The sequence below is a fragment of the Vibrio zhugei genome, assembly GCF_003716875.1.
Classification (GTDB): domain Bacteria; phylum Pseudomonadota; class Gammaproteobacteria; order Enterobacterales; family Vibrionaceae; genus Vibrio; species Vibrio zhugei.
The window spans coordinates 620,216-635,439 of record NZ_CP033078.1 but is presented as its reverse complement, the minus strand read 5'-3'; the positions used below and the strand labels follow the sequence as shown (position 1 = coordinate 635,439).

Annotated in this window: 11 protein-coding genes; 2 read left to right on the top strand and 9 right to left on the bottom strand. The window is 44.4% G+C overall.

Features of this window, described 5'->3' with window-relative positions:
• Positions 1 to 139: 139 nt before the first annotated feature.
• Positions 140 to 2,224, bottom strand: coding sequence for an elongation factor G (gene fusA, locus EAE30_RS08095; RefSeq protein ID WP_123015466.1), 2,085 nt, complete (start codon positions 2,222 to 2,224; stop codon positions 140 to 142).
• Positions 2,225 to 2,541: 317 nt separating this feature from the next.
• Complete coding sequence (gene radA, locus EAE30_RS08090) at positions 2,542 to 3,921, bottom strand: DNA repair protein RadA (protein ID WP_123015465.1); 1,380 nt, start codon at positions 3,919 to 3,921, stop codon at positions 2,542 to 2,544.
• A gap of 141 nt (positions 3,922 to 4,062) precedes the next feature.
• Between radA and EAE30_RS08085 the strand changes: the two genes are divergently transcribed.
• Positions 4,063 to 6,408 (top strand): PilZ domain-containing protein, encoded by a 2,346-nt coding sequence (locus EAE30_RS08085; RefSeq protein WP_123015464.1) that lies wholly within the window; start codon positions 4,063 to 4,065, stop codon positions 6,406 to 6,408.
• Positions 6,409 to 6,432: 24 nt separating this feature from the next.
• On the opposite strand, the gene serB is transcribed toward EAE30_RS08085, so the two are convergent.
• On the bottom strand, positions 6,433 to 7,413 hold the full coding sequence (serB, locus tag EAE30_RS08080; protein WP_123015463.1) for a phosphoserine phosphatase: 981 nt from the start codon (positions 7,411 to 7,413) through the stop codon (positions 6,433 to 6,435).
• 102 nt (positions 7,414 to 7,515) lie between these two features.
• Between serB and EAE30_RS08075 the strand changes: the two genes are divergently transcribed.
• Positions 7,516 to 8,124: a YtjB family periplasmic protein gene (locus tag EAE30_RS08075; RefSeq protein WP_123015462.1), complete on the top strand. Its 609-nt coding sequence runs from the start codon at positions 7,516 to 7,518 to the stop codon at positions 8,122 to 8,124.
• Between the two features lie 56 nt (positions 8,125 to 8,180).
• Here EAE30_RS08075 and deoD read toward each other — a convergent pair whose 3' ends face one another.
• From deoD to yaaA, 6 genes are all read right to left on the bottom strand, one after another.
• Entirely contained in the window at positions 8,181 to 8,903 is a 723-nt protein-coding gene (gene deoD, locus EAE30_RS08070; RefSeq protein WP_123015461.1) for a purine-nucleoside phosphorylase, read from the bottom strand.
• Between the two features lie 148 nt (positions 8,904 to 9,051).
• A complete protein-coding gene (gene deoA / locus EAE30_RS08065; RefSeq protein WP_390258602.1) occupies positions 9,052 to 10,371 on the bottom strand; it encodes a thymidine phosphorylase in 1,320 nt (439 codons plus the stop codon).
• A gap of 42 nt (positions 10,372 to 10,413) precedes the next feature.
• Positions 10,414 to 11,193, bottom strand: a complete 780-nt coding sequence (gene deoC / locus EAE30_RS08060; RefSeq protein WP_123015459.1) for a deoxyribose-phosphate aldolase — start codon at positions 11,191 to 11,193, stop codon at positions 10,414 to 10,416.
• A gap of 312 nt (positions 11,194 to 11,505) precedes the next feature.
• Entirely contained in the window at positions 11,506 to 12,777 is a 1,272-nt protein-coding gene (locus EAE30_RS08055; protein WP_123015458.1) for a NupC/NupG family nucleoside CNT transporter, read from the bottom strand.
• An 842-nt stretch (positions 12,778 to 13,619) separates the two neighbouring features.
• Complete coding sequence (locus EAE30_RS08050; RefSeq protein ID WP_123015457.1) at positions 13,620 to 14,402, bottom strand: TatD family hydrolase; 783 nt, start codon at positions 14,400 to 14,402, stop codon at positions 13,620 to 13,622.
• A 7-nt stretch (positions 14,403 to 14,409) separates the two neighbouring features.
• Entirely contained in the window at positions 14,410 to 15,183 is a 774-nt protein-coding gene (yaaA, locus tag EAE30_RS08045) for a peroxide stress protein YaaA (protein WP_123015456.1), read from the bottom strand.
• Positions 15,184 to 15,224: the final 41 nt, after the last annotated feature.

Below are 15,224 nucleotides of genomic sequence, written 5' to 3'. Positions count from 1 at the left end.
GAAAACATTTTCTTTCTCAGTATTCACAGCGTGAACATGGTCGGCTTTTTGTGAGAAAAGCGAGGCTTTAATACATTCATTAGGCATAAAAAAAGCCCCTTCAAAAGGGGCTTTTTATTAACAATTATTCACAGAACAATTATTTAGCTTCGTTACGTGCTTTCACGTCAGCGATAACTTTTTCAGCAACGTTTGTTGGACATGCTGAGTAGTGATCGAATTCCATAGAGAATTGACCACGACCTGAAGTGATCGTACGTAGGTGACCAATGTAGCCGAACATTTCAGAAAGAGGAACGTCAGCTTTGATGCGAACACCAGTTGTACCCGCTTCTTGGTTTTTGATCATACCACGACGACGGTTCAAGTCACCGATAACATCACCCACGTTGTCTTCTGGAGAGAAAACGTCAACGTGCATGATTGGCTCTAGAAGCTGAGGGCCAGCTTTAGGCATAGATTGACGGAATGCACCTTTCGCTGCGATTTCGTAAGCGATTGCTGATGAATCCACTGCGTGGAAGCCACCGTCAAACAGTTCAACTTCAACGTCTAGTGTTGGGAAACCAGCAAGTACACCTTGTTCCATCATGCCAGCGAAACCTTTTTCGATAGCAGGCCAGAATTCTTTCGGTACGTTACCACCCACAACAGAAGAAGTGAATTTAAAGCCAGAGTTAGTTTCACCTGGTTTGATACGGTAATCAATTTTACCGAACTGACCAGAACCACCTGATTGTTTCTTATGCGTGTAGCTATCTTCAACTTCTTGAGTGATAGTTTCACGGTAAGCAACTTGAGGTTGGCCAACTTCTAGGTCCACGTTATAAGTACGACGTAGGATATCAACTTTGATATCTAGGTGAAGTTCACCCATACCTTTCAGGATAGTTTCACCTGAGTCTTCGTCAGTTTCAACTTGGAATGATGGATCTTCTGCAACCATTTTACCGATTGCGATACCCATTTTCTCAGTTGAACCTTTATCTTTCGGCTTAACCGCGATTTCGATTACTGGCGTTGGGAATACCATTGGTTCAAGTGTACAAGGGTGTTTAACATCACATAGAGTGTGACCAGTTTGTACGTTCTTCATACCAACGATTGCAATAATGTCACCCGCTTGAGCAAAAGTCAGCTCTTTACGGTCATCAGCTTGCATTTCAACCATACGACCAACACGTTCTGTTTTACCAGTGAACGAGTTAAGAATCGTGTCGCCTTTGCTCAGTTTACCAGAGTAAATACGAACGAAAGTTAGTGCGCCAAAACGGTCATCCATGATTTTGAATGCTAGCGCTTTGAATGTTTCGTCAGCAGAAACCACAGCGTGATCGCCAGTTTCTTCACCTTCAGCATTCATTAGCGGCTGTTCATGAACTTCTGTTGGGTTTGGTAGGTAATCAACAACGGCATCAAGTACTAGTTGAACACCTTTGTTTTTAAACGCAGAACCACAGTAAGTTGGGAAGAACGCTAGGTCACGAGTACCTTTACGGATACAACGTTTGATGTCTTCAATAGAAGGCTCTTCACCGTCCATGTACGCCATCATTAGATCGTCGTCTTGTTCAACAACCGTTTCGATCATTTCTTCACGGTACGCTTCAACATCGTCAACCATGTCAGCAGGTACGTCTTTGATTTCGTAGTTTTCTGGAAGACCAGTGTCATCCCAAACGTACGCTTGACGAGTTAGGATATCAACCACACCTGAGAACTCATCTTCAATACCGATTGGTAGAGTCATCACCAATGGAGTTGCTGCTAGAACATTTTTAACTTGGTCAACAACGCGATAAAAATCTGCACCCATACGGTCTAGTTTGTTAACGAAGATCAGACGAGAAACACCAGATTCGTTCGCGTAACGCCAGTTAGTTTCTGATTGAGGTTCAACACCACCAGAACCACAGAATACACCGATACCACCATCAAGAACTTTCAAAGAACGGTAAACTTCTACAGTGAAGTCAACGTGTCCAGGAGTATCGATGATGTTGAAGCGGTGGTCTTTCCAGAAACACGTTACCGCTGCTGACTGGATAGTAATACCACGTTCTGCTTCCTGCTCCATGAAGTCTGTAGTAGATTCACCGTCATGAACTTCACCGGTTTTATGGATCGTACCAGTTAGCTTTAGGATACGCTCAGTTGTGGTAGTTTTACCCGCATCAACGTGCGCGAAAATACCAATATTTCTGTATTTCGATAAATCAGTCATTGTCTTACTCTGTTAATAAGGTATAAAGTGCGCGCAGAGTATATCATAATCTGTACAGACTGATAGCCCCACACGCCGATTACCCAAAAAAAACTGTCTCTATATTACCCGCTACGTTTCTGCATTCATTCATCCCGTTCGTACTCATATAATAAGCAAACGCTAGAATATTCATCGAATAAAACATCCACGTACTGCGACTAATACACTCACTCATTTCCAGCGATTCAGTATAGGCAAAAATGACACTCTTGAGCGCCTCACTGCTCGATACCGCACCACTAAATTCTTTGGCCGAGAGGATACAGGGATTTTATTCAAAGTTCATCAAAAGCTTCAATCGCTTCAGATAATTTTTTGACCCCATGAATTTGCATGCCGTCAATGCCATTTTTCGGCATATTCGCAAACGGAACAATCGCTTTTTTAAAGCCATGCTTAAACGCTTCTTGTAAACGTTCTTGACCACTCGGCACCGGTCGTATTTCTCCCGCTAACCCCACTTCACCAAAAATCACCACATCTTTAGGGATCGCTCGATCGCGAAAACTCGAAAGTAACGCAACGACCAAGGCTAAGTCTGCACTGGTTTCGGTGACTTTTACTCCACCCACGACATTCACAAACACATCTTGGTCAGCCATTTGTAAGCCACCGTGTTTATGCAACACCGCAAGTAATAAAGACAGTCGATTTTGTTCTAACCCCACGGCGACGCGACGTGGATTGGCTAACTGCGAATAATCGACTAACGCTTGTATCTCGACTAATAACGGTCGAGTTCCTTCCCATACCACCATGACAGAGCTGCCTGACGTTTCTTCTTCACCACGAGATAAGAAAATGGCGGAGGGATTACTCACTTCGCGTACCCCTTGGCCTGTCATGGCAAAAACGCCTAACTCATTGACCGCACCAAATCGGTTTTTATGACTACGCATGGTTCGAAAACGACTGTCGGTACCGCCATCCAGCAACACTGAGCAGTCAATAATATGTTCGAGCACCTTAGGCCCGGCGAGTGTGCCATCTTTGGTGACATGCCCAACAATAAACACCGCAACATTATTTTGTTTGGCATAACGCGTTAACGCTGTTGCCGATTCTCTCACCTGGGACACACTGCCTGGTGAGGACTGAACATCCGCCACGTGCATCACCTGAATCGAGTCGATCACCATAATTTTGGGTTGTTCTTTTTGTGCCACTTCGCAGATTTTATCGACATTGGTCTCCGACAACATTTTCAAATTATCTTTGGGTAAACCAAGCCGTGAAGCACGCATCGCAACTTGCTGTAATGACTCTTCCCCTGTGACATAAAGCGTGGTCATCTGAGATGATAAATAACACATGGTTTGCAACAGCATCGTGGATTTCCCCGCACCTGGGCTACCACCAATTAAAATAGCAGCGCCTGGCACAATTCCCCCACCTAGGACTCGGTCAAATTCTTTAAAACCGCTGGTAAAGCGTGGCACTTCTTGGAGATCAATCTCTGAGAGAACCTGAACTTTCGATTCCCCCACTCCCGCGTAACCATGTCCTATGCGCTCATTACGTGCAGCTTGAGGCGAAGCGGCTAAACGGACTTCAGTAATCGTATTCCACGCACCACAAGCGCTACATTGGCCCTGCCAGCGTGGAAAATCTGCGCCACAATCGTTACATACATATGCTCGTTTTGCTTTCGCCATGAAAATGATTACCTTAATTGTAAAATGATGACAAGAGATGTGAAATGTCTAATACTAAGTCGCTATAATGGCAGCGTCTTTTCTAAAGACTTAGAATTTATTGCCGATCAATCTATCAAACAATTCATCTAACAGGAAATTATGGATCAATCTGACGTACTTTCATTCGCTGAACGCTTAATTCCTGCCTACCATTCAAGCGACTTTGAGTCTCTTCTCGATAAAGTCACTCAAGATCAGCCACCGTCAGCGAAAATTCTTATTAAAATGGAATTAAGCCAGATGATGGCGCCTTGCCATAACAATGTAGACCTAAGAGGCAAAGTCGATGGCGTATGTCGTGAATATCAGATTGATGGCTTCACCCACTATCTCGATGATGTAGCTCTCAATACGTATCATAAAAATATGAAGAAGTTCGGTAGCTACACATACGGGGTATGGAGTGCACTAAATAGCACGCGTAACAATTATCGTGTAATGCAGAAAAAGGCGCAAGATCCCACGAATAACACCCAAACGAATGCATTCGATGTGGAGCCCATTCGTCTTGGTTACGATCTAAAACGCATGGAAAAACGGTTACGGCTATCCACACAAGTACAAGTCAAAACAGCAACCACCGATATGTTGATTCATGGTGAAAGTTTCGATCTCTCGTTATCAGGTGGTCGCTTTAAGCTGCCATCCTGCTTTAAATACAAAACCGACCAAATTATTAAAGTTAAATTTGTCGAATTAAACCAGCGACATGATATCCCCGGATTAGACCAATATATTGATTATAAAATCATTGGCGTCAACGATGCCTACAGCCACGATTCAGTGACTTTTTTGCGTGCCCTAAGAATAACAAAAACCGATATCATAGGCCAAGTCATCACAGAATCATTAACGACGATAAGAAAACAACAAGCGCACGATAATCAAGATAAAATTGCCCGTGTGCGCAGTCGCGCTTATGAGCATATTTTTCTAAAGCATTCCTGTGGCTTGCCACTATTTTTCAATAATGACACACTACAGTTGGCATTAGTAACTGAAAATAATAGAGAAATATGGCAATACTGGCACGATGAGCGCAATCAGCAAACCTTAGGTAACCTCTTTACCCCCAAGCGCATGGCAGCATTGGCTAAATCCAACCTCAAAGAATGCAGCGTCACTATCTATGCGTTTAAACATGAACTCAATGGAAAAACGCTGTTCTTTTCTTTATTAAAACCCGAGGTCAAAGACGAGATACGCCACTTATTTTGCCATGTAGGGGCCCAGCGCGATACATGGAAAGTGTTTCGGTTAACCATGTTTATGCTATCTGAATCTGAGCAAGCGACCCTCGCATCGCATGATGATGAACTGCAAGGGTATGCCACGCAAATGAGTCACTACGGTGTGTTACAAGAGATCGGAGACATCCAATCCGCTCAGGATTATTTACTGCAAGCCAAACCCGCTTTGCCAGTAAAATATGTGAATGCTTTCTGTCATCCACGCGCGATACCTCATTCTCCAATGGGCATTCATTTTGACGCCTGCTCACGCCGTCGTGAGCCACGCTATCAATTCAGGACACCTATTGAGGTTTACCAGAATAATCAATTGCTCTCGACAGGCGCTACCGTCGATATTTCCAAACATGGATTGAACCTAACGCTCAAAAAACCAGTGGCTTTAACGAGTGAGGTTGACGTCACCATTAATTTTATCGAACTGCAGCTCTATAATTCAAAACTCGCCTTAGATCGCGTTCCCTACCAAACGGTGCGCATTAGTCCCGAAGGTCGCTATGTGCAATTGATGATTGATGAAAATGCAGAAACCGTGAAAATTACCGCTTTTCTGCAATCGATCATCGACCATAACAAAACCAAAATAATAGAAAAACCTGAGGTGCTGCCGTCGGTAGCACTATTGGAAGGACTGCATAGCATTTTACTGAGTAAACTCGTCAGTACTCCGATTTATATTGAAAAGCAGAGCCGTCGATTGAAACCCAAGGTAATAGGCATCAAGTTGCCATTACCTAACTATCTTGAATTATTCGATTTTCTGGGAAAAGATGAGACATTGTCGTTAGATTCTATTTATAAAAATCATACCAATACGCTCATGGCGACCCCAATGCGTCATATTGAAGGGCTCGATCCGCAATGGAATGAAATCTATCTCTTTATCTCTAAATTCGCTAATCGCATCCAAGCGATAGAGGCACGCTTACACAGTGATTTTAACGATGCGCAAGCAAGGCTAGAGTATATAAAACAAGCCAAAAACTTGGGGGAGCTATTGGTTCTGCGTATTGCGTCCACGCCCGTCATTAACGCAAAAACCCGATTGCTACACGAAGATATCGAAGAAATGAGTCATCTTGATATGCGTACTGCCGCCGCAATCGATAAAGAAGTGAACGCCATTGCCGGTTATAACGAGATTATTGATATCACTGAGGAAGTCTTGATGCGTATACCGACCCATCAAGACTAACCATCCCATCGGATAAAAGGGGTCTTAAGGCAGGGTTTTCCAGCTCAGTTTACCTTGCTTTACTAATCCTGCCGACAAAATACACAACACGCCACCGAGTCCTGAATATTGCACTGACGTTTGTGCGCTTTGTTGAACTTTCGGTTTGGCGTGATAAGCGATGCCAAGCCCTGCTGCATTCATCATAACAAGGTCATTGGCGCCATCACCAACCGCAACGGTATTATGCGTTTCAATCTCATAACGCTCTGCCAACTGATGCAAAATATCGGCTTTCGTTTGTGCCGAAACCACCTCACCAAGTACCTCCCCGGTCAAGCGCCCTTGCTCAATCTCCAGCACATTGGCTTTCGCATAATCCAAGCCCAGTAATTGCTGTAAATGATCAGAGAAATAGGTAAACCCGCCAGAGGCGATAGCGGTTTTCCAACCAAATTGCTGTAACGTATGCACTAACGCGCGCAATTCTGGCATGAGCGGTAACGAGGAACGGACGGTGTCGAGAATGCTCTCATCAGCGCCAGCCAGCTTACTCACCCGCTGACGCAGGCTTTGTTCAAAATCCAATTCACCTTGCATCGCACGCTCAGTAACCGCGGAGACCTCCTCGCCCACCCCAGCGAGCTTGGCAATTTCATCAATACACTCAATTTGAATGGCGGTCGAATCCATATCCATCACAATCAACCCAGGTTTGCTCAAATCAGGCACATCTTGAATCACGGCATATTCGATCCCTAATTCTTGCGCAATCGCCTGTCGCTCTTTCGTCAACTCGCCAGCCATTAAGGCGACTTCATAGTGACCGACCCGCCACACATCAACGATATGATTGGATTGGCCAGTCAAAAAATCGAGATCGCGAAATATCTCTGCGTGTAAACATTCACTGAAGACAATCCAATTGGCTTGCTTGCGCTTGAGATAATGCCCGTGTTGGATCTCCGGGAAACGCTGAATCAGGGATGGGTGTTTTTTAATTGATAAACTCTTCAAAGCATCCATGTATACTATCCTTTATGATGGAGACTAAACGTTACCCTATTGCAATTTAAAAACGCAAGTCTCAATATAGCCATCGCTTCATTTTTATAGGTATTAAGGTTTATGAATGGTTCATTGTTCTCATTTCGCGTCGTCATTCGCGCTAGTGCGGTCATACTGGTAACCTTGATGTTTATTGTCACCATAACTAACAGTGTCATCATTAGTAGTGGCAATGAGCGCATCCAAGCGAATCAATTGGAAACACTGACCAAAGTACTGATCACTCAAGCAGCAATGACAGCCAGCGATATGATTGAACAACAAGATCAGGAGCGACTATTAGCATTAACCAACCAACTTGCTCATGATCGGTTGGTGTTCGATGCCACTATTTATGATGCGGAAGGGGTCAAATTAGCGTCCAGTGATAATGCCCTGAGTGCGCGAGAAGTCTTAGGGTTAGATACACCATTACATACTGCCAGCATTGGCCGTCAGCAATTGGTGGAACCGATCAAACATGATAATACCATTATCGGTTTTGTTCGCATTACCTTTGAAACCGGTAAAGTCACGGCAATTTCGGATCATCACTATAGAAAAAGCGATCATTACATGTATTTAATGATTCTAATGAGTTTTATCAGTGGTGTATTGTTGACGCTCTTACTAAGACGCTCGAGTGCCCCCAAAGGGGAAAATTTACTGCTCAATCCCCCAGCCTCTTAATAGTGCGCGATAAAAAAAACCTCCGTCAGTACGGAGGTTTTTTTATTCAAAACACATTAAGCATTTTGATCATCAATCAATACAGACTCTAGCGCAATAACGATCATATCGTTAAACGTATTTTGACGTTCATCGGATGTGGTTTGCTCACCGGTTTTAATGTGGTCAGACACGGTACAAATAGTCAGTGCTTTCGCTCCGTACTCGGCAGCAACACCATAAATCCCAGCCGCTTCCATTTCTACGCCGACAATACCGTACTTATCCATAACATCGAACATGTCTGGATCTGGAGTGTAGAACAGTTCCGCAGAGAACAAGTTACCCACTTTAACATCCGTACCACGAGCTTGCGCAGCTTGCTCTGCAGCACGAACCATCTTGTAATCAGCAATGGCTGCGAAGTCATGATCTTTAAAACGAATACGGTTTACTTTTGAATCCGTACACGCACCCATACCAATAACAACATCGCGAACTTTGATATCTTCGTTCACAGCACCACAGCTGCCAACACGGATCAATTTCTTAACGTTAAAGTCTTTAACGAGCTCAGTTGCGTAAATCGAGCATGATGGAATCCCCATACCGTGGCCCATCACAGAAATCTTACGGCCTTTATAAGTCCCCGTATAACCGAACATATTACGAACATCACACACTTGAACAACATCGTCCAAGAAGGTTTCTGCAATGTATTTCGCACGCAACGGATCACCCGGCATCAGTACAACATCAGCGAAGTCACCTAATTCAGCGTTTATATGTGGAGTTGCCATAACTATTTCCTATTGTTTATTTTTAAAGTAAGAAATCCACCAGGTTTGCACCATCAGTGGATCTCTAAACTGGTGGTCAATGATAATATCGTTGCTTTGTCGAGTCTACTTTCCTACAGCAATAAACCTGAAGCTCGCCGCTTTATGATCACAAAGTACGGTAGATTAATGGGGTTTCCTCATAGTGCTCGGAAACGCCCACCGCATCGCGAATCAATTCTGCGGCTTTTTGCCATTCTTGTTCATTACGTGCATGCAACATAGCGATCGGGGTTTGGTTATCAAGAGTGTGCCCAAGAGCCGCAATATTGTCCAAACCAACCGAGTAATCAATTCCATCACTTGCAACCCGACGGCCGCCGCCAAGCTCAATCACAGACATGCCTATTTTGCGGGTATCCATCGTGCTCAACACGCCTGATTCACGAGCAAATACTGGCTTAATAATAGTCGCGCGCGGCAAATGTTGAGCATAATTATCAACAATGTCACTCGGTCCACCCAAGCCGGCCACCATGCGCTCAAAACACACCGCGGCTTGACCCGAACTCAAAGCATGTTTTAGCTTGGTTTGTGCGGCATCTATTGAAGGCGCAAGATTACCCAAGACCAACATTTGTGCCGCTAAGCTTAAAGTGACCTTGAGTAAGCGAGGGTTTTGTTGCTCGCCACGCAAGAAACGAATGGCCTCAGTCATTTCAAGCGCGTTGCCTGCCGAGGAAGCCAAGACTTGGTTCATATCCGTCAACAGAGCGTTCGTCTTCGTTCCCGCCCCATTGGCCACTTCCACTATCGATTGAGCTAATTCTTCCGATTGCTCATAGGTCGCCATAAACGCGCCAGATCCGACTTTTACATCCATGACCAGTGCGTCTAATCCCGCAGCGAGCTTTTTCGATAAAATAGAGGCCGTGATCAACGATAGATTATCGACGGTTGCGGTAATATCCCGCGTCGCGTACATGCGTTTGTCCGCGGGTGCTAAGTCACCCGTTTGACCAATGATCGCAACACCAGCGGATTTTGTCACTTGCCCAAACACGGCATTAGATGGCGTGATATTGTATCCAGGAATGGATTCAAGCTTATCTAAGGTTCCTCCGGTATGACCAAGACCTCGCCCTGAGATCATAGGAACATAACCGCCACAGGCGGCAACCAAAGGCCCCAACACCAGAGAAGTTAAATCGCCCACGCCGCCCGTCGAGTGCTTATCCAATACTGGACCATCAAAGTCCATTGATGTCCAATCGAGGACTTGGCCTGAATCACGCATGGCACACGTTAACGCTATACGCTCTGGCATCGACATTTCTCGAAAGAATATTGCCATCGCAAAAGCAGCGATTTGCCCTTCAGAGACAGACTGATTAGCAATGCCTTGGACAAAGCATTCAATCTCAGCCACGGTCAACTCATGTCCATCGCGCTTCTTACGAATAATTTCCTGAATTAATAACGCCATCATGTATCCTTATCAAGAGCAAAAGCAGTAAGACTCACTACAGATTTAGTAAGCGCTTGGATCCGCAGTTTCATCGCTGACTTCTAGCGTATTCAGCAAGTTTGTCAAAAGGCTCGATGCCCCAAAACGATAATGACGTGGGCTGACCCAGTCAGGCCCAAGAAGCTCGTCAGCCATCGCAAGATAGGCAGCGGCATCTTCTGCTGTACGAACGCCGCCAGCAGGTTTAAAACCAACACGATCCGCCACATCCATATCACGAATCACTTCTAACATCATACGGGCAGATTCCGGCGTGGCATTGACTGGCACCTTCCCTGTAGAGGTTTTGATGTAATCAGCGCCTGCGTCAATCGCGATTTTAGACGCCAGCTTAATCAAACGTTCTTCCTTTAGTTCACCCGTTTCAATGATGACTTTCAGCAAGGCTTGCTCACCGCATGCTTCTTTACATTGGCGTACCAGCTCAAAACCGCACTGCTCGTCACCAGAGATTAAAGCACGATATGGGAACACGACATCGACTTCATCGGCACCGTAAGCGACGGCGGCTTTCGTTTCTGTTACCGCAATATTGATATCATCATTGCCGTGAGGGAAATTGGTCACTGTCGCAATTTTAATGTCTGGCGTACCTTGTTGTTTCAAGGTTTTTTTCGCAATAGGAATAAAGCGAGGGTAAATACAAATCGCCGCTGTATTGCCTACTGGGCTCTTCGCTGCATGACAAAGCTGAATGACTTTTTCATCGGTGTCATCGTCATTCAATGTAGTCAAATCCATTAGTTTTAACGCACGTAAAGCCGCCGCTTGTAAATCACTCATTTTTCTCTCCCATCCAGTTATTAAGGGACACGAATCATCAACATGATGAATTCAATTCTCGCCAATCCACTTGTAACACGGTTATGACTCTACGACGGATCATGCCAAATCACAGCGCTCATTCGTAGAGGTATTGATGAATAGGACTACCATAACGTAAAAATTCCTATTCGATAGTGTTCATCGAGAAGCAAACGGTTTGCATCTCAAAATATTTCAATGCGATTCGATGAACATAAAAAAACCCCGCAGCACATTCATGCTACGGGGTCTGGGTTCGTGGCGTCTATATAATTACTCTACAAACTATGATTAAGAAAGAGAGATAAAGAAGCCTGCGATAGTCGCTGCCATTAAGTTAGACAACGTACCAGCCGCAACCGCACTCATACCTAAGCGCGCAATATCATGGCGACGATTTGGCGCTAGACCACCCAAGCCACCTAACAGAATGGCCACGGATGATAAGTTAGCAAAACCACACAATGCAAATGAAATGATGGCCGCTGTTTTCGCAGATAGCGCTTGTCCAGTTGAAGCAACAACATGCGTTGCAGGATCGCTAATGTAAGGCACAAAATTCAAGTACGCAACAAACTCGTTCACGACCAGTTTTTGACCGATAAATGAACCAGCCAGTGGCGCTTCGCTCCATGGAACACCAATTAAGAATGCAACAGGGGCAAAAACCCAGCCTAGAATCATTTCTAAGGTCAGTCCTGGCATACCGAACCAACCACCAACGCCACCAAGTAAGCCATTAATCAACGCAATTAATCCGACGAAAGCTAACAACATGGCACCAATGTTGAGTGCTAATTGCATACCGGTAGCGGCACCACTAGCGGCAGCATCGATAACATTGGCAGGCTTATCGTCACCACCACTCAAGTCTTCATCCAAGATTTCTTCGTGAGGCTGATCCACTTCAGGCTTCATGATTTTGGCAAATAAAAGCCCGCCAGGTGCGGCCATGAATGATGCCGCAACTAAGTACTCTAGAGGCACACCCATTTGAGCGTAGCCTGCAAGCACACCACCAGCAACAGAAGCAAGACCGCCACACATCACAGCAAAGAGTTCAGACTGTGTCATGCGTGAAATAAATGGACGAACAACCAAAGGAGCTTCAGTTTGACCGACGAAGATGTTCGCCGCGGCTGACATGGATTCCGCACGAGACGTGCCCAAGGCCTTTTGTAAACCGCCACCAAGAATACGGATAACCCACTGCATCACGCCTAAATAGTAAAGTACAGAGATCAAGGCCGAGAAGAAGATAACCGTTGGTAGTACGCTAAATGCAAAAATGAAACCTACATTTTTCATATTCCCATTGACGAGGTTACCAAATAGGAAGTTTATACCGTCTTGGCCGTACTCTATAACGTGGTGCACTCCACCGGATACACTCGCTAGTAGGTCGCGTCCCCAAGGTACGTATAAAACGAAACCACCGATAATAAATTGGATAGCAAAAGCACCACCCACGGTTCTTAGATTGATAGCTTTACGGTTATCGGACAATAAAAAAGCAAATGCTAGAATTGTCACCATACCGACTAGGCTCATAAACAGGCTCATAGTTTATGACTTCCTTACTGGTTAGTAGTTGGCGTGTTGGACACAAGAATAAATTTGGCGGGATTATACTGAGGTAAGCATCAAAAGTAAGGGTCGCTCACGCTTTTATGAACATATTTATCCCTATACATTACTAATTGAGACACTAATCACACTGCATAATTAAAAAGCCAATTTAAAAAACAACATTTTAACAAAAAAATCACAATAACAAAGCGTAAGAAAACGACAAAAGCAAACGATTACAAATGAAAAATATCCTCATTTAACTGCAATATCACTGCAAACTATCGCTTTATCGCCTCATTATCCAAGAAAAATATATCGTATTTTTCTTACATCAACTGAGGCCGTCATCACAGTCAAGAGAGGCGAGTTTTCAATAATGTCTCAATTATCATGAAAAATTAACAAAAAGTGAGATATTGATCGATTTAACGCGGAGGTCTTCGCGATATTTACTGATACACCGCCTGATAAGAACACACCAATTAGCCAGCTTTTTACTTATTAATGACCGTAAAGCTGTACACTCATTACTCATCAATATGCATTAGTAGCAATTAAAACGTTTGCTTTGTAACAAAGCATAACGATTAACAATGAATAACTTTTTATTAACATTATTAACAAGCCATTATCAAACCTTTGTGATAATGCTGTTTTTGTGAGCATAACGACATTGAATCGACTTGACCAAACGAATTTGGCCTCTATTGCAAAAGTGTGATGAAAACGAAACTATTGACATTAGAACGGATATCTGACTTTCATTGACAGGCTGAAAAGGACATGACAAAAACGCAGGTAATCGCTGCTGAGGTGTCGTATGAGGATGACTATCAGCGGGCAGTATCCGGTAATTGAAAGACGTCACAACTGTTATGCCACAATTGAGATTTGAGCTCATCGGGCGTTTCAGAGCGCAGCTCCAGCAGACACTGAAAGATAAGAGGTAAACGCTCAGGGTGATTACTTTTCCCTTGAAAGCCCGCAATGGGCATATCTGGCGCGTCCGTTTCCAGAACGAGTGACTCAAGAGGAAGTGACGCTATGGTACGACGTGTCTTTTGTGCTCGAGAATACGTAATACTCCCTCCTACACCGATTTTTAGCCCCCTCTCAATCAATTGCCGAGCCTGTTGCTCACTGCCAGTAAACCCATGTACGACGCCCCCCTCATCAAACTGCGCATTCTTGAGAAGAGAGAGAATGTGATGATGAGTTTTTCGGCTATGGATCACCAGTGGCAAGTGATAATGCTGAGCCAAACGAATGTGTTCAGTAAACACTGTGACTTGCTGCTGAAAATCGATGTCGATCATCGCGTCTAATCCACATTCACCAACAGCAACAATTCGGCGAGAACGCTGCTTTAACGCGTCATCTAATTGACTGAGCGATGAGGTCATCGCCATATCGGGGGATAAAAAGTAAGGATGCAGACCGAGAGCCCCATAGACCGATGGAAAACGAGACACAATCGACGTTACATTCGCCCAACTTTTTTGTGTGGTGGCGGGCAACAATAAGCGATGAACTTCCGCGTCCATCGCTTGTTGTATGGTCATTTGAGGATCACCCAACTCGGCAAAATCAATATGACAGTGGGTATCAAAAAACATGGGGAATTTATTGCTCTTCGCGCTTGAATATCAGCTCGTTACCCGATGACTCAGCCGCAACAAAATAATACCCAGCCGTATCGAACCCCTTGAGCTCTTCAACCGACTCAATACGATTTTCGATAATATAACGCGCCATCATGCCACGAGCTTTTTTCGCATAAAAACTGATGACTTTGTATTGGCCGTTTTTGCAATCTTTAAATACCGGCGTAATCACTTGTCCTTCGAGGCGCTTAGGCTTCACCGCTTTAAAGTATTCATTCGAAGCCAAATTAATGAGAAGCTCAGAGCCTTGCGCCGCTAACGCCTCATTAATTTTATCGGTAATGATGGTATCCCAGAACTGATACAAGTTACTGCCGCGGTTATTCTCTAGTTTAGTGCCCATTTCTAAGCGATAAGGCTGCATTAAATCAAGTGGTTTAAGTAGGCCGTATAGCCCCGACAGCATTCTTAGATGGTCTTGAGCATAGTGTAAATCGTCCATCGACAGCGACGTAGCGTCTAGCCCTGTATAGACATCACCTTTAAAAGCAAAGATTGCTTGGCGAGCGTTATCAAAATCAAACTGCTTACTCCATTGTGCAAAACGAGCCACGTTCAAACCTGCGATTTTGTCACTGACTTTCATCAGCTTTGAAATATCTTGCGGCGATAGCGTCTGACACACATCGATCAACTCAGCTGAATGTTCAATCAGATCAGGTTGAGTATGGTCTTTGGTCGGTAGAGGTGATTCATAGTCTAGCGTCTTTGCCGGAGAAACGACGATCAGCATAATTATTGTCCTAATGTATGTTGGGTCTATGTAGCCACTAT

Bases quoted from the DNA above. Each gene is read 5' to 3' on its own strand.
- fusA (WP_123015466.1), bottom strand. From the start codon at position 2,224: ATGACTGATTTATCGAAATACAGAAATATTGGTATTTTCGCGCACGTT.
- radA (WP_123015465.1), bottom strand. From the start codon at position 3,921: ATGGCGAAAGCAAAACGAGCATATGTATGTAACGATTGTGGCGCAGAT.
- EAE30_RS08085 (WP_123015464.1), top strand. From the start codon at position 4,063: ATGGATCAATCTGACGTACTTTCATTCGCTGAACGCTTAATTCCTGCC.
- serB (WP_123015463.1), bottom strand. From the start codon at position 7,413: ATGGATGCTTTGAAGAGTTTATCAATTAAAAAACACCCATCCCTGATT.
- EAE30_RS08075 (WP_123015462.1), top strand. From the start codon at position 7,516: ATGAATGGTTCATTGTTCTCATTTCGCGTCGTCATTCGCGCTAGTGCG.
- deoD (WP_123015461.1), bottom strand. From the start codon at position 8,903: ATGGCAACTCCACATATAAACGCTGAATTAGGTGACTTCGCTGATGTT.
- deoA (WP_390258602.1), bottom strand. From the start codon at position 10,371: ATGATGGCGTTATTAATTCAGGAAATTATTCGTAAGAAGCGCGATGGA.
- deoC (WP_123015459.1), bottom strand. From the start codon at position 11,193: ATGAGTGATTTACAAGCGGCGGCTTTACGTGCGTTAAAACTAATGGAT.
- EAE30_RS08055 (WP_123015458.1), bottom strand. From the start codon at position 12,777: ATGAGCCTGTTTATGAGCCTAGTCGGTATGGTGACAATTCTAGCATTT.
- EAE30_RS08050 (WP_123015457.1), bottom strand. From the start codon at position 14,402: ATGTTTTTTGATACCCACTGTCATATTGATTTTGCCGAGTTGGGTGAT.
- yaaA (WP_123015456.1), bottom strand. From the start codon at position 15,183: ATGCTGATCGTCGTTTCTCCGGCAAAGACGCTAGACTATGAATCACCT.